General features: G+C 66.1%; 30 protein-coding genes, 2 tRNA genes and 1 riboswitch. Of the genes, 12 read left to right on the forward strand and 20 right to left on the reverse strand.

The annotated features are described in order from the left end of the window. Positions 1–98: 98 nt before the first annotated feature. A complete protein-coding gene (locus O0K41_RS07650) occupies positions 99–464 on the reverse strand; it encodes a DUF6164 family protein (protein ID WP_005412913.1) in 366 nt (121 codons plus the stop codon). A gap of 70 nt (positions 465–534) precedes the next feature. Here O0K41_RS07650 and O0K41_RS07655 point away from each other — a divergent pair, with 70 nt between their 5' ends. Both O0K41_RS07655 and O0K41_RS07660 read left to right on the forward strand, forming a co-directional pair. Beyond that, entirely contained in the window at positions 535–969 is a 435-nt protein-coding gene (locus O0K41_RS07655; RefSeq protein ID WP_005408986.1) for an FKBP-type peptidyl-prolyl cis-trans isomerase, read from the forward strand. Continuing rightward, positions 956–2,203: a TIGR03862 family flavoprotein gene (locus tag O0K41_RS07660; protein WP_088436363.1), complete on the forward strand. Its 1,248-nt coding sequence runs from the start codon at positions 956–958 to the stop codon at positions 2,201–2,203. Before O0K41_RS07655 ends, O0K41_RS07660 begins: the two co-directional genes overlap by 14 nt. A 52-nt stretch (positions 2,204–2,255) precedes the next feature. Here O0K41_RS07660 and O0K41_RS07665 read toward each other — a convergent pair whose 3' ends face one another. From O0K41_RS07665 to O0K41_RS07680, 4 genes are all read right to left on the reverse strand, one after another. Further along, positions 2,256–2,717 (reverse strand): GNAT family N-acetyltransferase, encoded by a 462-nt coding sequence (locus O0K41_RS07665; RefSeq protein WP_164223042.1) that lies wholly within the window; start codon positions 2,715–2,717, stop codon positions 2,256–2,258. Positions 2,718–2,843: 126 nt separating this feature from the next. After that, on the reverse strand, positions 2,844–4,466 hold the full coding sequence (locus O0K41_RS07670) for an FMN-binding glutamate synthase family protein (protein ID WP_109813829.1): 1,623 nt from the start codon (positions 4,464–4,466) through the stop codon (positions 2,844–2,846). 55 nt (positions 4,467–4,521) lie between these two features. Next, positions 4,522–5,808 carry a nucleotide sugar dehydrogenase gene (locus O0K41_RS07675; RefSeq protein WP_005408982.1) on the reverse strand — a complete coding sequence of 429 codons (1,287 nt, stop codon included), beginning with the start codon at positions 5,806–5,808 and terminating at the stop codon, positions 4,522–4,524. 142 nt (positions 5,809–5,950) lie between these two features. Then, positions 5,951–6,385, reverse strand: a complete 435-nt coding sequence (locus O0K41_RS07680; RefSeq protein WP_005408981.1) for a BLUF domain-containing protein — start codon at positions 6,383–6,385, stop codon at positions 5,951–5,953. Positions 6,386–6,513: 128 nt separating this feature from the next. Here O0K41_RS07680 and O0K41_RS07685 point away from each other — a divergent pair. Next, positions 6,514–6,600, forward strand: a tRNA-Leu gene (locus O0K41_RS07685). Positions 6,601–6,623: 23 nt separating this feature from the next. On the opposite strand, the gene hemN is transcribed toward O0K41_RS07685, so the two are convergent. Next, entirely contained in the window at positions 6,624–8,033 is a 1,410-nt protein-coding gene (gene hemN / locus O0K41_RS07690) for an oxygen-independent coproporphyrinogen III oxidase (protein WP_088436365.1), read from the reverse strand. Between the two features lie 44 nt (positions 8,034–8,077). After that, on the reverse strand, positions 8,078–8,515 hold the full coding sequence (locus O0K41_RS07695; protein ID WP_049449144.1) for a group III truncated hemoglobin: 438 nt from the start codon (positions 8,513–8,515) through the stop codon (positions 8,078–8,080). Positions 8,516–8,693: 178 nt separating this feature from the next. Between O0K41_RS07695 and O0K41_RS07700 the strand changes: the two genes are divergently transcribed. Further along, the gene (locus O0K41_RS07700; RefSeq protein WP_005408925.1) at positions 8,694–8,981 is read left to right on the forward strand and encodes a hypothetical protein; all 288 of its coding nucleotides are present in this window, start codon (positions 8,694–8,696) and stop codon (positions 8,979–8,981) included. Continuing rightward, the gene (locus tag O0K41_RS07705) at positions 8,978–10,021 is read left to right on the forward strand and encodes a 4Fe-4S dicluster domain-containing protein (RefSeq protein WP_108270446.1); all 1,044 of its coding nucleotides are present in this window, start codon (positions 8,978–8,980) and stop codon (positions 10,019–10,021) included. The genes O0K41_RS07700 and O0K41_RS07705 overlap by 4 nt, the downstream gene beginning before the upstream one ends. Position 10,022: 1 nt before the next feature. Here O0K41_RS07705 and O0K41_RS07710 read toward each other — a convergent pair whose 3' ends face one another. After that, positions 10,023–10,259 (reverse strand): hypothetical protein, encoded by a 237-nt coding sequence (locus O0K41_RS07710; protein WP_005408923.1) that lies wholly within the window; start codon positions 10,257–10,259, stop codon positions 10,023–10,025. Between the two features lie 352 nt (positions 10,260–10,611). After that, on the reverse strand, positions 10,612–10,821 hold the full coding sequence (locus O0K41_RS07715; protein ID WP_005408922.1) for a hypothetical protein: 210 nt from the start codon (positions 10,819–10,821) through the stop codon (positions 10,612–10,614). 111 nt (positions 10,822–10,932) lie between these two features. On the opposite strand from O0K41_RS07715, the gene O0K41_RS07720 reads away from it, so the two are divergent. Together O0K41_RS07720 and crcB are read left to right on the forward strand one after the other, a co-directional pair. Beyond that, positions 10,933–11,334, forward strand: coding sequence for a transcriptional regulator (locus O0K41_RS07720; protein ID WP_005408921.1), 402 nt, complete (start codon positions 10,933–10,935; stop codon positions 11,332–11,334). Between the two features lie 22 nt (positions 11,335–11,356). Next, positions 11,357–11,420, forward strand: a riboswitch (Fluoride riboswitch). Positions 11,421–11,502: 82 nt separating this feature from the next. Then, the gene (crcB, locus tag O0K41_RS07725; RefSeq protein ID WP_005412844.1) at positions 11,503–11,895 is read left to right on the forward strand and encodes a fluoride efflux transporter CrcB; all 393 of its coding nucleotides are present in this window, start codon (positions 11,503–11,505) and stop codon (positions 11,893–11,895) included. A 3-nt stretch (positions 11,896–11,898) separates the two neighbouring features. On the opposite strand, the gene O0K41_RS07730 is transcribed toward crcB, so the two are convergent. Beyond that, a complete protein-coding gene (locus tag O0K41_RS07730; protein WP_024956612.1) occupies positions 11,899–12,732 on the reverse strand; it encodes an AraC family transcriptional regulator in 834 nt (277 codons plus the stop codon). Positions 12,733–12,866: 134 nt separating this feature from the next. Here O0K41_RS07730 and O0K41_RS07735 point away from each other — a divergent pair, with 134 nt between their 5' ends. Continuing rightward, entirely contained in the window at positions 12,867–13,361 is a 495-nt protein-coding gene (locus O0K41_RS07735) for a DUF6265 family protein (protein ID WP_164223036.1), read from the forward strand. A 58-nt stretch (positions 13,362–13,419) separates the two neighbouring features. Here O0K41_RS07735 and O0K41_RS07740 read toward each other — a convergent pair whose 3' ends face one another. Next, positions 13,420–13,830, reverse strand: coding sequence for an SRPBCC family protein (locus O0K41_RS07740; RefSeq protein WP_164223033.1), 411 nt, complete (start codon positions 13,828–13,830; stop codon positions 13,420–13,422). A gap of 20 nt (positions 13,831–13,850) precedes the next feature. Beyond that, complete coding sequence (locus tag O0K41_RS07745; RefSeq protein ID WP_164223028.1) at positions 13,851–14,870, reverse strand: aldo/keto reductase; 1,020 nt, start codon at positions 14,868–14,870, stop codon at positions 13,851–13,853. 103 nt (positions 14,871–14,973) lie between these two features. On the opposite strand from O0K41_RS07745, the gene O0K41_RS07750 reads away from it, so the two are divergent. Next, the gene (locus tag O0K41_RS07750) at positions 14,974–15,891 is read left to right on the forward strand and encodes a LysR family transcriptional regulator (RefSeq protein ID WP_049449135.1); all 918 of its coding nucleotides are present in this window, start codon (positions 14,974–14,976) and stop codon (positions 15,889–15,891) included. Between the two features lie 10 nt (positions 15,892–15,901). Here the strand turns inward: O0K41_RS07750 and O0K41_RS07755 are convergent, their stop codons facing one another. Further along, positions 15,902–16,420 carry an ATP-binding protein gene (locus O0K41_RS07755; RefSeq protein ID WP_123958401.1) on the reverse strand — a complete coding sequence of 173 codons (519 nt, stop codon included), beginning with the start codon at positions 16,418–16,420 and terminating at the stop codon, positions 15,902–15,904. A gap of 261 nt (positions 16,421–16,681) precedes the next feature. Between O0K41_RS07755 and O0K41_RS07760 the strand changes: the two genes are divergently transcribed. Further along, the gene (locus O0K41_RS07760; protein ID WP_108270450.1) at positions 16,682–17,758 is read left to right on the forward strand and encodes a hypothetical protein; all 1,077 of its coding nucleotides are present in this window, start codon (positions 16,682–16,684) and stop codon (positions 17,756–17,758) included. 259 nt (positions 17,759–18,017) lie between these two features. Here O0K41_RS07760 and O0K41_RS07765 read toward each other — a convergent pair whose 3' ends face one another. Together O0K41_RS07765 and O0K41_RS07770 are read right to left on the reverse strand one after the other, a co-directional pair. Next, positions 18,018–18,287, reverse strand: coding sequence for a hypothetical protein (locus O0K41_RS07765; RefSeq protein ID WP_005408911.1), 270 nt, complete (start codon positions 18,285–18,287; stop codon positions 18,018–18,020). 124 nt (positions 18,288–18,411) lie between these two features. Then, positions 18,412–19,116, reverse strand: coding sequence for a winged helix-turn-helix domain-containing protein (locus O0K41_RS07770; protein WP_049449167.1), 705 nt, complete (start codon positions 19,114–19,116; stop codon positions 18,412–18,414). A gap of 103 nt (positions 19,117–19,219) precedes the next feature. Here O0K41_RS07770 and O0K41_RS07775 point away from each other — a divergent pair, with 103 nt between their 5' ends. Beyond that, on the forward strand, positions 19,220–19,861 hold the full coding sequence (locus tag O0K41_RS07775) for a flavin reductase (protein WP_164223025.1): 642 nt from the start codon (positions 19,220–19,222) through the stop codon (positions 19,859–19,861). A gap of 10 nt (positions 19,862–19,871) precedes the next feature. Here O0K41_RS07775 and O0K41_RS07780 read toward each other — a convergent pair whose 3' ends face one another. The 3 genes from O0K41_RS07780 to O0K41_RS07790 form a co-directional block, all read right to left on the reverse strand. Continuing rightward, positions 19,872–20,417: a DUF4124 domain-containing protein gene (locus O0K41_RS07780; protein WP_049449127.1), complete on the reverse strand. Its 546-nt coding sequence runs from the start codon at positions 20,415–20,417 to the stop codon at positions 19,872–19,874. 74 nt (positions 20,418–20,491) lie between these two features. Next, positions 20,492–21,040, reverse strand: a complete 549-nt coding sequence (locus O0K41_RS07785) for a GNAT family N-acetyltransferase (RefSeq protein WP_049449125.1) — start codon at positions 21,038–21,040, stop codon at positions 20,492–20,494. 43 nt (positions 21,041–21,083) lie between these two features. Beyond that, complete coding sequence (locus O0K41_RS07790) at positions 21,084–21,581, reverse strand: GNAT family N-acetyltransferase (RefSeq protein WP_049449123.1); 498 nt, start codon at positions 21,579–21,581, stop codon at positions 21,084–21,086. A 107-nt stretch (positions 21,582–21,688) separates the two neighbouring features. On the opposite strand from O0K41_RS07790, the gene O0K41_RS07795 reads away from it, so the two are divergent. After that, on the forward strand, positions 21,689–22,093 hold the full coding sequence (locus O0K41_RS07795) for an NUDIX domain-containing protein (RefSeq protein ID WP_049449121.1): 405 nt from the start codon (positions 21,689–21,691) through the stop codon (positions 22,091–22,093). A gap of 49 nt (positions 22,094–22,142) precedes the next feature. Here the strand turns inward: O0K41_RS07795 and O0K41_RS07800 are convergent, their stop codons facing one another. Together O0K41_RS07800 and O0K41_RS07805 are read right to left on the reverse strand one after the other, a co-directional pair. Further along, positions 22,143–22,496, reverse strand: a complete 354-nt coding sequence (locus O0K41_RS07800) for a nuclear transport factor 2 family protein (RefSeq protein ID WP_049449119.1) — start codon at positions 22,494–22,496, stop codon at positions 22,143–22,145. Positions 22,497–22,600: 104 nt separating this feature from the next. Beyond that, positions 22,601–22,674 (reverse strand) — tRNA-Cys (locus tag O0K41_RS07805). Between the last annotated feature and the right edge of the window lie 4 nt (positions 22,675–22,678).

A 22,678-nucleotide genomic window follows, 5' to 3' on the forward strand; every position in this document is an offset into this window, starting at 1 on the left:
TGTCCACACCGCCCCGCCCTCCCACTGAAGCCCGGCTTTTGACGTTGCTGTTGCCGTTGCGTCTGCGGGTGCCGGGTGCAACCCGGCCAGAAGCCCCATTACCCCCGCAACAGCACGAACGGCAGCAGCACCAGCGCCGCCGCACCGGCCATCCCCAGCAGCACCAGCACCACGTAGACCGGCCGCCGCCGGAACAGGCTGCCGAAGGTCTCCGCCGTGCCATCACGCAATGCCTGCTCACGCTCGGCACGGATGCGCGGCCCGCGTTCGGCCTGGTATTCCGCCATCAGCGCCTTCGCTCGTGGATGATCAGCGTCCTCGCGCAGCCACAGGCCACCATTGGAGATGCCCCAGGGGCTGGGTTCGGTGCGATACCAGGCGATGTCGTGCTGGTCGAGCAGCGTGCAGACATCGGCATATTCGTCGTCGCCGACATTGCGCAGATTGAGCAGGAGTTTTGCCATGCCCCCATGATACCCGGCGCCGATGCGCTACCCTTGCCGCCCTCGCCCTGCGCCCTTCCGGAGACGCCCGATGCGCCGCCTGCTGCTTCCCCTGCTGCTGTCCCTCGCCGCCGCTGGCTGCACAACCGAACCGTCCGGCCCACCGCCCGGCGGCACCCTGACCACCTTCGAGCGCATCGATACCGTGCCCGGCACCGGCACCGAAGCCGTTGCCGGCAGCAAGGTCACCGTCCACTACACCGGCTGGATCTACGACAACCGCACCGAAACCAAGCACGGCAAGACCTTCGACAGCTCCTTCAAGCACGGCGAACCGTTCACCTTCGCACTCGGCGCCGGCCAGGTCATCCGCGGCTGGGATGAGGGCGTGGCTGGCATGAAGGTCGGCGGCAAGCGCACCCTGATGATCCCGCCGGATTACGGCTACGGCGACCGCCGGGTTGGCCCGATTCCGGCCGGTTCGTCGCTGGTGTTCGATGTCGAGCTGCTCGATGTCAAACCGTAATGCCGCACCGCTTCCGCGGGTCGCCGTCATCGGCGGCGGCCCGGCCGGCCTGTTCGCCGCCGAGCGCCTGCGCGCCGCCGGTCTGGAGGTGGACCTGTACGAGGCCAAGGGTTCGCCCGGCCGCAAGTTCCTGATCGCCGGCAAGGGCGGGCTCAACCTTACCCATTCCGATCCGCGTCCGCTGTTCGACAGCCGCTACCGCGAGCAGTCCACGACCGTGGGCCGCTGGCTGGATGGCTTCGATGCGCAGGCATTGCGCGACTGGGCCGGCGGTTTTGGCGTGGAGACCTATGTGGGCAGCTCCGGCCGCGTGTTCCCGGTCGACCGCAAGGCCGCGCCGCTGCTGCGTGGCTGGGTGCGCCGGCTGAAGGAACAGGGCGTGCGCCTGCATGCCAACCACCGTTGGATCGGCTGGAGCAACGACGGCGCGCTGCGCTTCGCCACCGAAGCCGGCGAGATCGATGTCCACGCCGATGCCGCCGTGTTGGCGATGGGCGGCGGCAGCTGGCCGCAGCTGGGCAGCGACGGCGCCTGGGTTGCACCACTGCAGGCCCGTGGCGTGGACATCGCGCCACTGCAGTCAGCCAACTGCGGCTTCGACGTGGACTGGACCCCGTTCTTCGCCCAGCGCAATGCCGGTGCACCGTTGAAGCCGGTGGTCGCGCACTGGATCGACCTGGCCGGACAGCCACAGTCGCTGCAGGGCGAATGCGTGGCCAGCGAGTACGGCATCGAAGGCAGCCTGATCTATGCGTTGGCGGCGGACCTGCGCGAGACCATCAACCGCGATGGCCACGCGATGCTGTGGCTGGATCTGGTGCCGGGCCGCGACGAGGCGCGCCTGCTGGCCGATCTGTCACGCCCGCGCAAGGGCCGCAGCTTCGGCGAGCACCTGCGTCGCCAGGCGGGCCTTGATGCGGTGAAGGCCGCACTGGTGTTCGAGATTCTGGGTAAGGAAGCCGGCAACGACCTGCCTGCCGTGGCGGCTACGCTCAAGCGCCTGCCGCTGCGCCTGCTGCGTCCCCGGCCGATGGCCGAGGTGATCAGCACCGCCGGCGGCGTGCGCCTGGATGCGCTGGATGATGGCCTGATGCTGCGGGCCGTGCCCGGCGTGTTCTGCGCCGGCGAGATGCTGGACTGGGAGGCGCCGACAGGTGGCTACCTGTTGACCGCGTGCTACGCCAGTGGCCTGCGCGCCGCCGAGGGCGTGATCGGGTGGCTGGCCGGGCGGTGACGCCTGCATTGTAGAGTCGAGCCATCCTCGACTGCCTTACAGTCCCCGGCGCTCACCATGGCCTGCGCATGCTCACCGAAGCCAGCGCCACGCCGCTGGGATGCGGGTAGACCTCTTCGCGCACGCTGATGAATCCCTGCCGTTGGTAGAACGGCACCGCGTTGAGCGAGGCCGACAGCACCACCTCACGCTCACGATCGGCCATTGCCAGCAGGCGCTGCATCAGCGCCTGGCCGATTCCCTGGCCGCCACGATCAGGATCAACGAACAACGCGTCGACTTCATTGGCATCGGCATCGAACACACCGAAGCCAAGAAGGCCGCCCTGCCCATCCTCGGCCACCACGCAGCCACCCTGCCCCAGCAACCGCGCGTACTGCGACGGCGGTGGCGAGGCCGACCAGGGCGCAATCACTTCGGGCGGATAATGGCTGCTGCAGGTCCCGCGCACGCAACGCGTGCGCAACGCCCACAGCGTGGCCACGTCATCCGTGGTGCCGGTCCTGAACCGCATGGCATCTCCTTGCAGCGTCGAGCCATGCTCGACGGTTCTTCGTTCCAACATCGCGATGAGAGAAGCAGCCGAGCATGGGCTCGGCCCTTGCCTAGGCGAGGGCGACACGGTATCTACAGCAACACCTTATCGCGACTTGCTGGCGCGCAGCGCCTGGATCTTCGGCGGCGGCTGGAAGGAATCGCTGCGCGCATCGGCCCAGAACGCATGGAACACGGCGTGATCCGGTACCTTGTGCAGCAGCTCGCCCGGTTCAAGGTAACGGTACAGCGAGGCCAGCGAACGGATCTCAACAGGCGAAACCCGACGCAGGATATGCTCCGGGCCCAGTTCCGCCGGGTCGTTCAGGCCCGCAGCACACAGCAGTTCCTTCAAGGCATGCAGCGTGTGCTCGTGGTAGCTGTACACACGGGTGGCCTTGTCCGGTGCATCCAGATGCTTCCAGCGCGCCGGGTCCTGGGTCGCGATGCCGGTGGGGCACTTGTCGGTATGGCAACTCAACGACTGGATGCAGCCCAGCGCGAACATGAAGCCGCGGCCGGCATTACACCAGTCGGCACCCAGCGCGATGGTGCGCGCGATGTCGAACGCACTGGTGATCTTGCCGGCTGCACCGATGCGGATGCGCTCGCGCAGATCGAGGCCGACCAGGGTGTTGTGCACCAGCAGCAGCGCTTCGTGCATCGGCACGCCGACATGGTCGACGAACTCGGCCGGCGCCGCGCCGGTGCCCCCTTCGGCACCGTCCACCACGATGAAATCCGGTAGCAACCCGGTTTCCTGCATCGCCTTGGCAATGCCGAACCACTCCCACGGGTGGCCGATCGCCAGCTTGAAACCGACCGGCTTGCCACCGGACAGCTCGCGCAGGCGGGCGACGAACTGCAGCAGCTCGACCGGTGTCGAGAACGCCGAGTGACGCGACGGCGACACGCAGTCCACGCCCATCGGCACGCCACGGGTCACCGAGATTTCGGCAGTCACCTTCGGCGCTGGCAGCACGCCGCCATGACCCGGCTTGGCACCCTGCGACAGCTTGATCTCGATCATCCTGACCTGGTCATGGGCGGCATTGGCAACGAAGCGTTCCTCGCTGAAACCACCCTTCTCGTCGCGGCAACCGAAGTAGCCCGAGCCGATTTCCCAGACCAGATCGCCGCCCATCTCACGGTGATAGGGCGAGATCGAACCTTCGCCGGTGTCGTGGTAGAAACCACCACGCCGTGCGCCTTCGTTCAGTGCGCGGATGGCATTGGCCGACAGTGAACCGAAGCTCATCGCCGAGATGTTGAACACGCTGGCCGAATAGGGCTTGGCACAGTTCGGACCGATCAGCACGCGGAAGTCATGCTTGGCGATGGCGGTCGGCGCCAGTGAATGGTTGATCCATTCGTAGTCCACCGCATAGGTGCTGCGCAGGGTGCCGAACGGTACCGTGTCCATCTCGTTCTTGGCGCGCTGGTAGATCAGTGCACGTTGCTGGCGCGAGAACGGCACGTCCTCCAGGTCACTCTGCACGAAGTACTGGCGGATCTCCGGGCCGATCGATTCCAGCCCGTAGCGGAAGTGCGCCATCACCGGATAGTTGCGGCGCAGCGTGCTGCGTTTCTGAAGCAGGTCCCAGGTCCCCAATGCCACCATCGCGGCAGTCAGGCCGACGCCCCAGTACCAGGCCGGCCAGATCGTGGCCAGCCACAGGCATATCGGGAACATCAGGATGGCGAGCAGGTAGACGATGTACCGGTGCATGGCTTTCCTCGGTTGCAACTGTTCCCGAGTCTACCGCGCCGCTCGCTGCCAAGGCTTACAAACGATCGTCAACCACGTTGCGCGGCCAGGCCGATTTGACGTCGTAGACCAGGCCGCCTGGCGCCAGCAGCGCCCGGATTGCGTCTTCATCCATTGCCTTGAAACGGGCGTGGGCCACCGCCAGCACCACCGCGTCGTAGCGCCCTGCCCCGGGTTCGGCCAGCCAATCCAGGCCCTCGCCGGTCAATGCCGCCGGGCCGACCCACGGGTCGCTCACCTCCACCTGCGCCCCCGCATCGCGCAGGCGCTGGGCCAGTTCCAGCGCGCGGCTGTTGCGCAGGTCGGGGCAATCCTCCTTGAAGGTCACGCCCAGCACCAGGATGCGTGCCTCCGCCGGTGCACGGCCACGCTCGGCCAGCATCGCCAGCACGCGCGCCGCCACGTGCTCGCCGACGCGGTTGTTGACCTGCCTCGCGGTGTGGATCAGGTCCGGGTGGTAGCCCACGCTTTCGGACTTGTGCAGCAGATAGTACGGATCGACGCCGATGCAGTGACCGCCAACTAGGCCTGGCCGGAACGGCAGGAAATTCCACTTGCTGCCAGCGGCGTCCAGTACGTCCTGGGTATCGATGCCGAGCCGGTCGAAGATCAGCGCCAGCTCGTTGACCAGCGCGATGTTGACGTCGCGCTGGATGTTCTCGACCACCTTGGCTGCTTCGGCCACGCGCATCGACGGCGCCGGGAACGTACCGGCGTCGATGATGCGCTGGTAGAGACCATCGATCACCGCAGCGACTTCCGGGGTCGAACCAGACGTGATCTTGCGGATGTCGGCCAGGCGCCGCTGGCGGTCACCTGGACTGACCCGTTCCGGGCTGTAGCCGCAATAGAAGTCTTCGTTGAATCCCAGGCCCGAACCCTGTTCCAGCAGCGGCACGCACACTTCCTCGGTGGTGCCGGGGTACACCGTGGACTCGTAGATCACCAGATCGCCGGCGCGAAGATGACTGGCAATCAGCCGTGTCGCCGAACGCAGGGGCTCCAGGTCGGGCTGCTCGTATGCATCGATCGGGGTCGGCACGGTGACGATATAGACGTTGCAGGCATCGAGCAGCGAAGGATCGCTGCCGTACTGCAGATGCGTGGCTTCGGCCAGCTCGTCGGCCTCCATCTCCAGCGTGTGATCGCGGCCACCGCGCAGCTCCGCGATGCGGCCGGCATCGATGTCAAAGCCCAGTGTCGGCCAGTGCCGGCCAAACGCCACCGCCAATGGCAGGCCGACGTAACCCAGGCCGATCACGGCGAAACGCGGCGTCACCGCCGCCGCAACGGGCACGCTCATCGGCATGTCCCGTGCACCGGGTGAAACCGGATGCGTGCCGCCATGGCTTGGGCCAACCCACTCATTCGCTGTACCACTCCGGGAAACCCGCACCAGAAAGGCTACAGCCTACCGGCCCCGATACCCCGCCGCCAAGGCGGGCTCAGGAACCCAGCGCGACCGCGGCGGGTTCCAGCTCGCCGTCGGCACCGGTCCAGGCCTGCAGCAGGCGCTCGAAACCACCGCTGCCAAGCAGGAAACCCGGCCACGCCGCGTCAACGATCTGGGTCAGCAGGTCCGCATCGATCCGCCGCGTACCCATCGACCAGCGCGGGAACGCACGCTGCACCACCGGCGCGCGGCACAACAGCCTCATCTGCGCGTGGCTGCGTGCATTGAAGATGCGCTGGAACACCGAATCGATGCCATCTTCGGGGCCTTCCAGATACTGCAGGAAGCGGCTGCCGTCGAACATCAGGACACCGGTGACACCGGCTACACGATTGAATGCCGTGGCGTCGGCCAGCAGGCGATCAAGATCGGTTGTCCGCAGATCGGCGCGGGCCTCACTGGCATAGGCAATCGCGTGCAGCGACATCGGGTGGCTCCCCCCCTGGGAACGGTGGCTGGGACTATGACATGAACAGGGATAACAGTTAAGCACGTCGCTCTCGCGCAATCCGGCTGCAGCGACACGGGTAGGCTACAATCGGCGCCGCGCTGCAGGCCCGGATGGCGAAACTGGTAGACGCATCGGACTTAAAATCCGCCGGGGGCAACCCCATGCCGGTTCGATCCCGGCTCCGGGCACCACACGCACGCAGCACATCCCGCTTTCAGATCGCCCGCGAGTAACGTGGCTGCTCATGTGCGGCACGCAGATACGGGTCGAAGCACATTGCCAGCAACCGCAGCAACGGTCGCCCGGGTTCGCTCGCACGCACCACGCCATCGCGGTATTCGGCCAGGCCATCCTCCTGCAGCCGCTGTACCGAACGCAGGTCCTCGGCGAAGTACTGCTGGAAATCCACGCCGTGGCGCTGCCCCAGCACCGCACCATCCACCTCGCCCTGGCACATCAGCTGCTGGATCAGCTCCGCGCGCAACTGGTCGTCGGCACTCAGCGCGACACCGCGCCAGACCGGCAACTGCCCCTGGTCCACCGCGTCCTCCCAGGACGCCAGGTCACGTGGATTCTGGCTGTAGGTGGCGCCGATATGGCTGATCGCACTTACGCCCAGGCCGAGCAGATCGGTATCGGCGTGGGTGGTGTAACCCATGAAGTTGCGATGCAGCTGGCCGGCACGCTGCGCGCGTGACAGATCCTCTTCCGGCAATGCGAAATGATCCATGCCGATGTACTGGTAGCCAGCCGCGGAGAGCTTCTCCACCGCCAGGCCCAGCAGCGCCAGCTTGTCTTCCGGCGACGGCAACCGGCTTTCGTCGATCTGCCTCTGTGCCCGGAACAGATGCGGCAGGTGCGCGTAGCCATACACCGCCAGGCGGTCCGGGCGCAGCGCCAGCACCCGTTCGAGGGTGCGGCCGAATCCTTCCAGGCTCTGCCCGGGCAGGCCGTAGATCAGGTCGACGTTGACCGAACGCATGCCGCTGTCGCGGCAGGCGCGCAGGATGTCCAGTGTCTGCTGCACGCCCTGTATGCGGTTGATCGATTCCTGCACCTGCGGGTCGAAATCCTGCACGCCCAGGCTGGCCCGGTTGAAGCCCAGGCGCGCCAGCATGGCCACGTCACGGGTGTCGATGAAGCGTGGATCGAGTTCGATCGAGAAATCGCGCTGCGGTGAATCGCTGAAATCGAAGCGCCGGCGCAACCCTTCCACCAGTGTGGTCATCGCCTCGGCATCGAGGAAGTTCGGCGTACCACCGCCCAGATGCAGCTGGATGACCTCGCGACCGTCCTCGAACTGTGGTGCCAGCAGATCGGCCTCGGCCAGCACGCGCGACACATAGCTGTGGCCACGGCCGCGATCGCGGGTGATCACCCGGTTGCAGCCGCAGTAGAAGCACGGGCTGGAACAGAACGGCACATGCACGTACAACGACAGCGCGCGGGCCAGCTGGTTGCTGTCGGCGATCGCCTGGCGCAGCGCCGGCGCGTCGAACCCATCATGGAAATGCGGCGCGGTCGGGTACGAGGTGTAGCGCGGGCCCGGCCGGTCGTGCCGGCGCAGAAGGTCGGGGTCGAAGGTCCAGGCCAGGCCACCAGCGGCGGGAGAGAACGTGTCCATGGCGCCAGCATCGCGCCGGGCGGCCTGCGCCGCCTTGACCCAGATCAATCCTTGGCGGGCATCGCCAGCACCGGCAGGCCGACCTGCGGCCATCGCAGCATCTGGTAGCGCTTCCAGAAGGTGTCACCGATGCGCGCGGCCACGTCGTTGGCCAGCTCCTCCATCGGCGGGTTGTCGCATTCGGCGGTGGTGATCCGGAACAGCACCAGCCAGCGGTCGAACAGATCCTTGTCCAGCTCGATGGCCATGTGCTTGGACATCGGCGAACCCTTGAAGCGCCGGGTGCCGCGCAGCATCGCCGACCAGAAGTCGACCAGCTGGGCCAGATGCTCCGGCCAGTCGTGGACGTGGGCCTCGAACACCGGCCCCAATCGCTCCTCCTCGCGCACGCGGGCGTAGAAGTCGTGGACCAAGCGGGTCACTTCCTGCTCGGTGCACAGCTCGGGCGAGGCGACAGGAAGGACAGGCGGCGTTGCGTTCATCGGGGTACCCAAAGCGTGCCGGCAGTGTGCCGCAGCCGGCCGGCACCACCGTTGATCCAGATCAATGTCGGCGCAGTCCGCTGCACCTAGGCTGGCACGCTTGCAGGAAGCATGCCCTGCGGATGCCGCGCCAACCCAGGCGAGTATACGCGCCGCCCACTTTTCGATCCGGGACAGCATGAACAGACCCTCTCCCAACCGTCGCCAGCAGTTGATCCAGCAATGGGGCGCGATCCTCTGGCCCAGCTTCATCGCTGCCGGCCTGGCCAGCGTGGTGTTCTTCGCCTTCGTCGACCCGCTGCGGTTGCAGGCCATCAGTTTCCCGGGCACGCAGATCAGCCGTGAAATGGGCTACACGGCCGGCTTCTTCATGTTCTGGACGGTGACGGCGCTGTCCAGCGCGATCACCTGGTACTTGCAGCGACCGATGCCCAGCGGCGACGACGACGAGCTGCCGCTGGGATGAGTACGACCTGCACACCGAGACCACGGCACTGGCGCGGCACGCTCAGCGCCGCCTTGCTGGTGCTGTTCTACACATTGCCATGGCTGCGCTGGGACGGCCGCCAGGCCTTGCTGCTGGATATCAACGCCCGCCGCTTCGATCTGTTCGGCTGGACGCTGTGGCCGGGAGACGTCGGGGTGCTGGTCGGCCTGCTGGCGGTGCTCGCGGTGGGGCTGGCACTGCTCACCCACCTCGCCGGGCGCATCTGGTGCGGCCACGCCTGCCCGCAGACACTGTGGCGCCGTGCCTTCGACTGGATCGCCGACGGCGTGGCCCGCGCGCTTCCGGCACGCGTTGCGCGCGCGGCCACACAGCTGGCCTGGGGGCTGCTCTCGCTGTGGACCGGCATCACCTTCGTGGGCCTGTTCAGCCCGATCGCCGAGCTGGTGATCGCAGCGCCGCGCGCCGGCTGGAGCGGCTGGGAAACGTTCTGGGTGCTGTTCTATGCCGCCGCCACCTGGGCAAACGCCAGCTTCCTGCGCGAGCAGGTCTGCCGTTCGCTGTGCCCGTTCGCACGCATGCAGCCGCTGCTGACCGATCCACATACGCCGCGCATGCTGTACGACGCCCGCCGCGGCGAGCCACGCGGACCTCGCCCATCCGGACTGGGCGGCGTGCTGGGCCGTGGCCGCGGCCTGCTCGACCCGACCACTGCACAGGACTACGTGTTCCGCGCCGCGCATCCGCTGCTGGCCGGACCGATGCCGACCTTCGGCGCCGACCGTCTTGGCGACTGCACCGATTGCGCGGCCTGCATCAGCGCCTGCCCGATGCAGTTGGACATCCGCCAGGGGCCGCAGGCCGACTGCCTGGCCTGCGGCGCCTGTCTGGAAGCCTGCGCACAGCAACAGCACCGGGCCGGGTTCGGTCCGGGGCTGGTGCGCTACTGCAGTCCGCAGGCGATGGCCGGACAACCGAAGCGCTGGTGGCGACCCCGGACCCTGGCCCTGCTGTCTTTGCTGCTGGCGCTGCTTGCCTGCGGCGCCTGGCGCCTGCTCTGAATCAACGCGGCCCGTCGGCGTGCGGTGGTACCAGCTGCGCGCGTCGGACAATGCCCAGCTGCTCGATGATCAGCGCCATTTCGTTGGTGAACTCGGTACGCTCGGTCCCCTGCGGGACGAGCCGGTCCAGCACCTGCTGGTAGGTATCCCAGAACGCCGGACCGCATCCGTGTTTGTGATAGCTGGCTTCCAGTTCGCGGCGTACCCGTTCAGCCAAGCCATGCATGCCGTATTCCATACGACCTCCGTTGGACTTGTTCTGCATCGTTGACGGTCTACCGACTCACTTGCGTGCTACTGAAAGACTCCCAGGCTTCACGCCCGGTTGATCCAAATTAGTCACAGATTTCACGACAGGTCAATTACATGCAGCGACTTTCGCGATTGAAATTATTAATCGTTCACGAAACCACATACGGGACCCCGCCCCTCCCGGATGGGGTGAAGCCGACAACGCGCCCCAGGCACCTGTCCGGCAGCCGGTAGGCCTCGACAATAGGTACTGCCAAAACGATCAGTTTTTCCTATTTTGCTAAATGAACTTAACAGAATGCGCTTAGCATGCTAAATGCGACAAAAGGCGGCGCAATTCAGGCGGATTCGACTTCGGCGGCGCCCGTTGCGGGGAACAGGTTCGGGTAGCGCTGATGCAGGATGTACTGCCGCAGAGCGGGGATCGGGAAGTCTTTCGGCCATTGCGATACCGCGGAACGGCTGATGCCGAAGAAGCGCGCCAGCTCCGCATCGGTCTGGAACCCCAGCCGCGTACGCACCTGCCGCTTGTTCCAGAATTCGGTCATGGTCTGCCCTTTTGTTAACCAGACTTATTCTTGCGGCAAGGATTCTTCGCATTCCACGCGTTAAGCTGGCTTGCATAGATGAATACTCTCGGCCAACGACTCGCCGCCGCCATGAAGAAAGCCGGGCACCCCCGCCCGGCCGATCTGGCCCGCGCCGCCAAATCCACCACGGCAACCATCAGCAACTGGCTCAACGACCATGTCAGTGCGTCCCATGTGAAAGCCGAGCAGCTGTTCCGCATCGCCGATGCGGCCAAGCTGGACGCACGCGAGCTGCTGTATGGAGTGAACGGGCGTGGCGTCGGGGAGCCGGGTAACGCCTACATTCCCAGCCAGGCCCACCTTGACGTCTGGCAGGACGCCTATGAGCTGGTCAGTCACCTGGTGGCCGAGAATGGCCTGGAGATCGACCACCGCCGCCACGCGGCGCTGGACCTGCTCGCGTTCGAACTGCTGATGGATGGCTTCAGCCGCAGCAAGGTGGCCCGCGTGCTGACGACCTCGATGACGTGAATGCACCGCCGCTGGTAGCATGGACCGCGATGGGGATGGGGCTCCCCCGATAACCGCCTGAGAAGGCTGATGGCTCCTGCCAGGACGAACCCGGTGTTCGTCGACGGCAGGTCGTGCCTGCCCTCGGCGTTCGCCATTGACCCTGCGAACCCGCATTCGAGGCACGCCATGCAAGCATTGAACAACTATTTCCTGGTCTTCGTCGGCGGCGGTATCGGAGCCTGCCTGCGCCACGCCTGCAACCTGATCGGCGCCCGAGTGGCCGTCGGCAGCCCCTGGCCGTGGTCGACCTTCCTGATCAACATCAGCGGCGCCCTGCTGATGGGCGTGGTGGTCGAGGTCTTCGCGATGCGCAATGGTGCCTCGCCGCAGCTTCGCCTGTTGCTCGCCACCGGCATCCTTGGCGGCTACACCACGTTCTCTACCTATGCGCTGGAGATCGGCCTGCTGCTGCAGCGCGGGCAGCACGGACTGGCCGCGCTGTATGCCGGTGGCTCGGTGGCGCTGGGCCTGGCCGGCCTGTTCGGTGGCATGAAGCTGGCCCGGCTGGTGCTGGGCTAAGGCTCAGGCCGTGCCAGCACGCGCCTGTCCGCGCCATTCGCGTGGTGACTGCCCCGTGTGCGCCTTGAACGCGCGCGAGAGTGCCGCCTCGCTGCCATAGCCCACCTCGTCGGCAATCCGCTTCAGCGGCCGGCCCTGGCGCAGCGCCTGCTGTGCCAGCCCGACCCGCCAGCCTTGCAGGTACTGGCCCGGGGTGGTCCCCATCGCTTCGCGGAAGCTGGCGGCGAACACGCTGCGTGACATGCCGGCCACCTCGGCCAGATCTTCCAGCGTCCACCCCTGCGCCGGGGCTTCGTGCATCGCCACCAGCGCCAGCCGCAATCGCGGGTGGCCAAGCCCAGCGAACAGACCGCCGCGCATTTCGCCACCTTCCATCAGCTGGCGCAGCACCTGGATCATCACCACCTCGAACAGGCGGTTGACCATCGCCGCGCGCCCGCAACGCTGCTCGAACGCTTCTTCGAACAACAACTCCAGCGCTGCGTTGCCGCCATACAGCCCAGCCAGCGGCAGGCAGATGAAATCCGGCAACGCGGCGCTGATCGGATTGAGCCGGCCGCCTTCGAAATGCAGGTTCGCGCAGGCCATGTCGGCGCCCTGCTGTGGGTCGGTACTGAAGCGGTGCGGCATCGGCCGCGGATACAGCAGCAGGCTGGGCACATCCACCTGTACGGTCTGCTGGGCATGACTGACCTGCAGCGGGCCACGTCGCACCAGGTGCAGCTGCCCGGCTTCATCCTCACCCTCCAGCGTGTTGATGCCGCACAGCGCACCGGCATGGAACACCGAGGCGGTGACCGCGAAGCGTTCAAGCAGAATGGCGAGACGGTCGACCATGACGGGACTTCGGGTCAAACGAGACAAGCTCAATGTGACAGATCGTATCGGAATCAGCACTGGAAAGGACGGCACTGGCCGTGTGATCTGGCGGGCGCTATACAGGCCGCACATTCCCGCGCATGGAGGCACCGATGTCACTCCGCATCGCCCTGGCCCTGTTGTCGCTGCTGCTCGCGGCCCCGCACGCGCTATCCGCCTCACCCTCGAAGATCGAACACCTGGCCTGGCTGGCCGGTTGCTGGCAGCTTGATGGGCAGCCACCCGGTGCCGGCGAGCAATGGACCAGCCTGGCTGGAAACACTCTGTTCGGCAGCAGCCGCAGCCTGCGTGACGGGCGAACCGTCGGCTTCGAGTTCATGCAACTGCGCCAGCACGATGATGGGCGCCTGGTGCTGACTGCCCTGCCCTCTGGCCAGAACGCCACGGACTTCAACGCCACCCGGGTCGATGCCAACGAGGCGGTCTTCGAGAATCCTGCCAACGACTTCCCACAGCGTATCCACTACCGGCGCCTCGACAACCAGCGCGCACATGCGCGCATCGAGATCGCGCAGGACAATCCGAAGCAGGCAATGGACTTTCCCATGCATCGCGTCGCCTGCGGTGGACCGACGCCCGCACCCTGACACGCAGACGCCCCGGGCCGGCCGGGGCGCCTGCATGCGGTCAACGCCACACGGGCATTCACCCGGCCAGCGTGGTTTCCAGGGCCTTCAGGCCATCGCGATAGATGCCCTCGAACAGCGCGGACGCTTCTTCATTGCTGACGCCCACCGGGGTGAAGTCACCGGACCAGTCGATCCGCGAACCGTCGCCCTGCTCGACCACACGCAGGGTGGATCGATAGCCGCTGACCGGGAACGGGGCCTGCAGGATCGAGTAGGTGTAGCTGCGATCGGCCTGGTCGAAGGCTTCCAGGCGCTCGACGATGGCATCGCCATCGGGATTGGCCAGATGGCGCACGCGACCGCCTTCGCTGAGCGTGCTCTGGGGAATGTACGGAAGCCAGTCGGGCAATGAATCGAAGCCGCCGATGAGGTTCCAGACCTGGTCGGCCGGGGTCGGCACGGTGATGGATACAAAAGCAGTTGCCATGGGAATGTCTCCTTCGGGACTCAGATGTTGTCGATCGGCAGCGGGGCGTTGGCCGCGACCAGGTCCTGGGCGCGCAGCGCCTGCCAGAACCCGGCCGGGATGATTTCCTTCAGTGCGGCGTAGTCTTCGGCGATGCGCTCGGGACGGCTGGCGCCCGGAATCACCGCAGCCACTGCCGGGTTGGCCAGCGAGAACTGCAACGCGGCCGCCTTGATGCTGATGCCGTACTCGGCCGCGATGGCCTTGATGCGCTCGACCTTGGCCAGGATCTCCGGCGACGCCTTCTGGTACTCGAAGTGGCTGCCACCGGCCAGCACGCCGGAGCTGTACGGACCGCCGACCACGATGCCGGTGTTGCGCTCGGCCGCCTTGGGCATCACCCGCTGCAGCGCACGCTCGTGGTCGAGCAGCGAGTAGCGGCCTGCCAGCAGGAAGCCATCCGGACGGGCTTCGTCCAGGTCCAGGGTCAGCTCGATCGGCTCGACACGGTTGACGCCCAGGCCCCAGGCCTTGATCACGCCCTCCTCGCGCAGGCGGGTCAGCACCTTGAAGGCGCCGCGGCGTGCGGTCTCGAAGTACGACAGCCACTCATCGCCATAGAAGTCCTGTGCGATGTCGTGCACCCAGACGATATCCAGGCGATCGGTCTTCAGGCGCTTGAGGCTGTCGTCGATCGAACGCAGGGTGGCATCGGCCGAGTAGTCGTTGACCAGCTTGTTGGGGCGGCCGGCGACGAACAGGCCGCCCTTCTCGCCAAGGTCGCGGGCGCTGGTGTCTTCCACTTCGTCCAGGATCAGGCGGCCGACCTTGGTGCTGAGCACGAAGTCATCGCGGTTGCGCTTGGCCAGCGCGTCGCCAAGGCGGATCTCGGCCAGGCCTGCGCCATAGAACGGGGCGGTATCGAAGTAGCGGGTGCCCTGTTCCCAGGCCGCGTCCACCGTGGCCTGGGCCTCGGCTTCCGGGATGTCACGGAACATGTTGCCCAGCGGCGCGGTACCGAAGCCGAGGGTCTTGCCAGCCAGCAGCGTGTTGATGCTCATGGATTCCCCCTTGGGGAGGTTGTTGAAGTTGAGGCACAGGCTAGGCTTGCCCGATAAGACTGTCCAAGACATAATTTAATTATCTTGAGTCCCACAAGGTCTTATGCTCGACCTCCGCCAACTGCGCTACTTCGTGGCCGTCGCCGAAGATGAACACGTCGGCCGCGCTGCCGAGCGCCTTCACATCTCCCAATCCCCGCTCAGCCGGCAGATCGCCCAGCTGGAGGAACGGCTGGAACTGCAGCTGTTCGAACGCTCCCAGCAGCGCATCCGGCTGACCGCCGATGGCCGTACCTTCCTCGCCGAGGCGCGGGCCCTGCTGACCCATGCCAACCGGCTGGAATCGCTGGCGCGCCGGCTCGGCCGCGGCGACGAAGGCGGCCTGTGCATCGGCTATCTGGAGTACGCGATGCACTCCGGCGTATTGCCCACCGCCCTGCGCGAACTGCGCGGCGATCGCCCGGCGGTGCATATCGCGCTCTACAACCAGCAGTCGGACGTGCAGCTGGAAGGCCTGCGGCAACGCAGCCTGGACATCGCCCTGGTCTGCGAACCACCGGCATTCAACGATCCGGACCTGGAAGCCACGCAGGTGCTGAACGACCCGATGCTGCTGGCCGTGCCGGCCGACCACCCACTGGCCAGTGCAGAGACCATCACGCCAGAGGATCTGGCCAGCCAGCAGTGGATCGGCGTGATGCACAGGGAAAACGCACTGCGCCACGACACCTTCATCGCCGCGTGTGCGAAAGCCGGGTTCACCCCGACCATCGCCATGGAAGCGACCGAGCCACTGGCCGCGCTTGGCCTGGTTGCCGCCGGCCTGGGCCTGACCACCGTCCAGCAGAGCCTGGATCACCAGGCGCCGGACGGCGTGGTGCTGCGCGAGCTGCCGTGGTTCAGCTACCGCACACCGCTGTGGGCGGCCTGGCACCGCATCAACCTGCGCCCCCTGGTCGAGACCTTCCGCAGGACGCTCGTGCGCACCGCCACCGAAGGCAAGCCGGCATTCGGCGACTGAGCCGACCGCGCTATGCCGAGCCTGCCTCGGTGTAGCGCATCACCATGAAACCCTCTTCTGCTGCCGGTGCAACGAAGTGGCGGGTGATCTGCTCGAATTCCTCATCGCTGGCCTGGAAGGGATGCTCGCCGCATGCATTGCGTGCACGCAGCCGCGCCTTGCAGACCTCGTCGGCGATATCGAGGAAGTGCAGTTGATGCGCGGCGCCCACTGGCGAGAACACCGCACGTGCCCACCCGCGGGTGGCGGGCGTGTTGAAGGGGAAATCGAGCACCACCGAGACGCCGGCCTGCAGCAGCGCACGCAGATGATCGGTCAGCACGCTGCGCAGCGTGGCTGCGCGCTGCAGATAATCGGCGACGGAGTGGATTTCGCCCGGGTGCAGCGTGGCCAACCAGGCATCTTCGCTGATCAATACGTGGCGAGGCTTGGCCGCCAGCTGTTGCGACAACGTCGATTTGCCTGCGCCGATCTTGCCGCACAGCAGGTGCAGGGTTGCGCCGCCATCGGCGGATGAAGGGTGTTGCATCTGCGATCTCCTCGGTGGATTCCAGTTCCCGGGAGAGCGCTGCATGCAATCCGCCTTCCCGGGCGGGTTGCAGGGCCGTGACGACCGCGCGCTACCCCGCCTTCCCTTGGGGAATGCGGATAATCGACGCGGTGACGTGCGGAGCCATGCCACCAGCGTAGAGCGCCGCCTGTACGGCCCGCAATCCCCTGCGGCAGTGCAGCGCGCGCAACATTCCGCTGGCATCTATGCTCTGCGCCATTCCCGCATGGAATGACCACGATGCGCCCCTTGCTTCGATGTGCCCTCGCCCTTGGCCTGCTGCATGCTTCGACGGCATCGCTGGCAGCACCAACCTCGGCACCACGCACGCTCAGCGGCGAGCTGCAGGGCGCCCCCTGGCGGCTGGATGTACCGGCAGACTGGAACGGCGACCTGGTGATGCTGGCCCATGGCTATGAGCCCGTGGGCGTGCCACGCACCACGCCGATGGCCGCCGGTGACAGCACCGCAGCACTGCTGGGCGCGGGCTACGCCGTCGCGCAGAGCGCGTATTCCAGCCAAGGCTGGGCGGTGGCCGAGGCGATCACCGACATGGAACACCTGCGACAGCATGCCCTGGGTGAACTCAAGCGCGTGCGACACACCTGGATGCTGGGCTTCTCGATGGGTGGTGCCGTAACCATTGGCAGCCTCGAGCGTTTCCCGCAGCACTATGCCGGTGGTGTGTCGCTGTGCGGCGCCAATCTCAGTGGCGAACAGATCGCGGCCGACCTGCTGACCACACTGGTCGCGTTCGATTATTTCTTCCCCAAGGCTGAGGGGCTGCCGGTCACCGGGTTGGCGTCGCGCGAAGCAGCCACGCTGCCCCAGAGTGAGCTTTACCAGGGCATCGCCACCGCGCTGCAACGCGACCCGGCGCATGCCGCGTTGCTGGCGCAGCGGCTGCAGGTTTCCCCCGATGAAGTGGCCGGCACGATCAGCCTGCACGCCCTGGTCCTGCACGAGCTGGCCACACGCAGCGGTGGCATGCCGGTCGGCAACAGGGGCATGGTCTACAGCGGCTTCGGCGATGACGCCGCATTCAACGCCGGGGTGCGGCGCATCGATGCTGTACCTGCCGCGCAGGCCAGGGTGCGCGCGACGCTGGCGCTGACCGGCGCACTGCAGCGCCCGCTGGTGATCCAGTTCAACCACAACGACCCGACCATCGTGCCGCACATGCAGACGGTGTATCCGCAGTTGGCCGCACACGCCGGTGCGCGGCCAGCGCCACGGGTACTGCCATCGGTGGGCGAAGGACATTGTGGCTTCTCTGAGGCACAGGTTGTCGATGCCTTGAAGACAGTGCAACACTGAGTCCATCGCATAGCGAAACGCGTCCGCCACGCTGGCAACGCTTACGGTGCAGGGACCCGCGCAGCATGTGCCGCCTCCCCTCGATCTGACCGCGCACCTGTTCGGCATGTCCGAAGGCGAGTGGCTGGGCTTCGACATGTCGGTGCCGTTTGGCCACCCGGGTGTCGGCCGACCAGCACAGTGCCGTTCGATGCGCGCGGTCAGATCGGCGCGATCGGCCAGGTCTTGGCCGTGCGCCCGCAGCCGCAGCAGGCGGGGATCAGCCGCCCAGCGTGCCCATCGTGAAGGTGTAGCCCGAGCTCATCAGGAATTCGCGCATGCGCATTTCCGCGCGCCGCGGTGAGGCCAGGTTGGCCGGCGCATACAGGGCGTACACCAGGCCCGATCCCTCGATATGTTCGCGGCGGACCTCGCAGCGGGCGGTTTCCGAGGCAATCACCCATCCGTCCTTCAGCCGCTCCGGCCCGATGGATTGCCCGTTCTTCAACCGAAAGGTCAGCCAACGCACATCTGCCATGATTTTGCTCATTTCCGATTCGCTCCGTGCCCGAAGCGACCCGTGATGTCCTTGCTCGCCATTGCAGCTCCCTGAGACGTGGAACTCGACCATAACGCCTTGCCATGTCGCGGGTGGCTGAGACTGGCCGCGCCGCTCAGGTCGCCAGGTTGAAGAGCCGCCACAACGCCTCGCGCCCGGGTGGCGTCAGCCGCAGTTCGCGCCGGCCCTCGACGCGCCGCAGCCAATCGTTGTTCACGAAACTGTCCAGCATCGCCTCACCGACCAGCCCTGCCAGGTGTGGCCGCCGTTCGGTGCAGTCCAGGCAGCCACGGCAGTAGCGCGCCGGGTTGGCCGCCACCGGCTGCTGCAGGAGCTCGCGCAACGGCAGGCCCAGTCCGGCAAGGAATGCGGCGCCTCCAGCGCTGATCTGCCAATGCCCTTCGCATGGCAGTACATGCCCCGCCTGCAGCAGGCGATCGGTGATGGCGACCGCGTGCACGCCGGCCAGGTGCCGATAGCAGGAACGCGCCTCGCGCAGTGCAGGCATGCTGCGCGCGGCCGCAGCGGTACAGGAAGGGGTACGGTCGGCCACGCGCAGGATGCCTTCGAGCATCTCTGCCACCTCGTTTGATGCCAGCCGGTGGTAGCGATGACGCCCCTGCGCCACCGCCACCAGCAGGTCGCCCTCGACCAGCCTGCGCAGGTGCGTGCTCGCCGTCTGCGGCGTTACCCCGGCCACGCGCGCCAGCTCCATCGCGGTGTAGGCCCGTCCATCCATCAACTGCAGCAGCATGGCGGCACGCGCCTGGTCCCCGACCAGGGCACCGACACTGACAAGGGAACCGGAGGTGTGGACCATGCCCCATTGTGGCATGCCGTCATCTGCCAACAGTTCGATGCAGGCCGAAGCGTCAGCAGCCGACTGCGCGGCACAGTGCTCGCCCGCAACCGCGAGACCTGCCATGAAGACCGCTTCGATCCATCGCCGCCGCATCACCCCTTCGGTCCTGTACCCAGGCACGCCCGTGCTGCTGATGACCACGTTGAATGACGATGGTAGCAGCAACATCAGCCCGCTTTCTTCGTTCTGGGCGCTGGGCAACCGGGTAGTGCTGGGTCTCGGTACGCAGGGCCAGGGCTATCGCAACCTGCAACTGCGCAACGAGTGCGTGCTGAACTTCCCCTCATCCGCGCAGGCCGCACAGGTCGAGGCAATCGCGCGGGCAACCGGCTGTAACCCGGTGCCGACCGCCAAGCAGGCGATGGGCTACGTGCACGTGCGCGACAAGTTCGCACTGGGCGGATTCACTGCCGTCGTGTCGACGCATGTTGCTCCGATGGCCATTGCCGAGTGCCCGCTGCAGGTGGAGGCCACCGTCATGGCGATGCATTCAGCCGGCGAGGATGATGGCCAGGGCTTCGTGATCGTCGAAGGCCGCATCCGCTGCGTGCATGCGCACGAAGACATCACCGTGGACGGCACCCAGCACATCGATGTGGCGCGCTGGAAACCGCTGATCTACCTGTTCCGGCACTACCTGGGCGTGAGCGCGCCGGTCGGGCGCAACTTCCGTGCGGAGACACCCATGCGCCTTCCCGCCTAGCGGGAACGACTCATGGCGTACCCGCGGGTACGTTGCTGAACTTGTCGCGCACCGAGCGCTCGCGTTCACGCCGGGTCGAGGCGCACTGTTCGCGCGCACTCGCCATCTGTGTATCCGCCGCCATCCGCTCGGCACTCAACGATTGCTGCAGGCTGGCAATCTGCGTACGGATGCCCGAGTCACGGGTTGCGCCGGCCAGGTTGTTGCTCGACGCGGCCATCTGCCGGTTCAACTCGGCGATCTGCCGACCGATCTGCTGGCTGCGCGACTCCAGCGGACCGTAGATGCGCGAGCGCTCGCCCTGCACGCAGTTGCGCTCGGCGATACCAGCGTCGGCCAGTTCGGTGTTCTGGTACACCGCCGCGCGGTTCGATGCCTCCCCCGCCGTTTCCATGGAGGAACGGCTGGAACGCAGCTTCATGGGTTCAGCGCCGGCAGCACAGGGATTCTGGCTGTATACCGTTTCACCGGAAGCGCCCTTGCACTTGTAGACCTGGGCCGATGCCAGCGGGAAACACCCCAGCAGCATCATCGCCATCACTACCTTCCCCTTCATCCTGCACCGCTCCCTGGTTCATTGGACAACCGCCACGATACGGTGGTTTGGTGGCGACTGCACGCTGGCGCCGTTCAGACCGTTTCGCCCTGCAGATCGAGCAAGGCCGTGGTCCAGCGGCGCGCTCCCAGCGTGGCCACCATGCCGCCGCGGTAGACGAACCTGCGTACGTGGCCGTCTTCAATGAAGCAGGTCTCGTTCTGCATCGGTACATAGCCCGCAGAGGCATAGTGCCGATGATCCAGGGCGAACAGCACGGCGAAATCGATACCGTGCCGGCGCAGCTCTGCATGGGCCGCTTCGATCAACCGCGAGGCAATGCCCTGCCGGCGAACGTCGGCACGCACCACCACGCCGCCAATCAAGCCCATGCGTTCCGGCTCGCCGTCCAGCAGTACGTTGCGTTCGTACAGCGCGAGATGTGCGACAACGTGATCACCTCCCATCGCCAGGACCAGAGCGACCGGCCCCGGGATGGCGTAGCCCTCGCCCTGCATGTCCGGGAAAGCCTGGCGAAGCAGATCCACCGCCTGCTGACGGTGTTGCGGCCCTACGCTTTGCCAGCGGCATACCTGAACGTGCATTGCCCTATCTTCGTCGAATGAATGTGTGTCCAGGCCCATCGTGCCAAGGAAACATGACCGGGCTCGCAGTAACGTTTCACTGTCAGTGCAATGTGATCCAGTACGAGACGATATCCGTGTAGATGCCCTCGCGCTTGACTGCGCGCGGCTCCCTGCCGAGTACGCTGAAACCCAGCGATTCATACAGCCCGCGCGCAGCAGCATTGTCCTCCAGCACCGTGAGGGTGAGCGATTCAATGCCCTCGGCGCGCGCAAATGCAAACGCAGCAAGAAGAAGCTGGCGGGCGATACCCTGGCCACGGTGGCCGGTGCCCACGTGGACACTGTGCACTTCCGCCGTATGCCGTCGCGCCATTCGCACCGGGCGCACGAAACGCAGGAAACCCACCAGCATGCCGTCAACGAACGTGCCGAAGTAGCGCGTACCAGGATCAGCAAGCTGGGCGCGCATCACGTCCGCCGAGTCATTCTGCGCTTCGGCCAGCGTGGACAGGAACGCAGCGGGCGACTCGCGAAGCGCCTGCAACCGTGCTTGCCAGAGAATATCGGCGTCGTCAGCGCTGAGTTGCCGGATAAGCATGCGACACACCCGTGAAGTTCTTGATGCGCAGGTGCCCAGCCTAGCGCGGGTTCGCTTGACACGGCGTGCATGCAAGAATGAAGACAACCCCTTCTTCATTCACCGCCATGACTGAACTGCAGATTCCCCGCCTTGGATGCGGCGCCGTCGTCCGTGATGCCGGCGGCCGCATCCTGCTGATCCAGCGCGGACGCGATCCGGAGCGCGGGTATTGGGGCCTGCCTGGCGGCAAAGTCGACTGGATGGAAACGGTGGAGGCTGCCGTGGTCCGCGAAGTCCGCGAGGAGACGGCGTTGGAAGTGACGCTGTTGCGCCTGCTGTGCGTTGCCGATCATTTCGAGCCGGCGCTTGCGCAGCACTGGGTCGCGCCGATCTTCGAGGCACGGGCACCTGCGGGTGCCGAGGCTTCCATCCAGGAGCCGGGTGTGCAGACTGGCCTGGACTGGTTCACGCTGGATGCCCTGCCCCAGCCGCTCACGCAGGCCACGGTGCAGGCGCTGGCCAGGCTGTAGCCCATCAGGCCACGACCAAGGCGGCACGGATGCCGCCCGGCCTTGCGGCTCACTCGATCGGAAGACCGTGCATCTTCAGGAACGAGAGTTTGTCCCAGTAGCCGCGCTGGAACGTGATCAATCCTCCGTCAACCGTGAAGAAGCCGCATCCACGCAGGCCAAGAGGGTCGCGCCATTCCAGCGCAGCGACATTGCCGGCCTCATGGATGACTTCGGGAATGCAGACCATTTCAGCAGTGCTGAATTCACGCTCGAAGGTGGCACGGATCGCATCGCGGCCCTTGATCGGGTCCTGGGTGACCTGGTGATTGATCGCGTCGGGGTGATACAGCTCCGCCAGGCCAGCAGCATCGCCTGCGTTGAAGCGCTCGATCCAGGTTTCCACGATGCGTCGGGGAGTCATCCGCATGAAGTCCGCTAAGGCCCAGACCCGATCATAGCGCTCGTACAGCACATTCCAGATCGCAGAAAAACAAAAAGCCCTGACCGGAGTCAGGGCTTTTCAATTGGAGGCCTCAAGCGGAATCGAACCGCTGTAAACGGATTTGCAATCCGGTGCATAGCCACTCTGCCATGAGGCCAACG

The sequence above is a fragment of the Stenotrophomonas sp. Sm2128 genome (genome assembly GCF_030985535.1).
In the GTDB taxonomy this organism is placed as follows: domain Bacteria; phylum Pseudomonadota; class Gammaproteobacteria; order Xanthomonadales; family Xanthomonadaceae; genus Stenotrophomonas; species Stenotrophomonas maltophilia.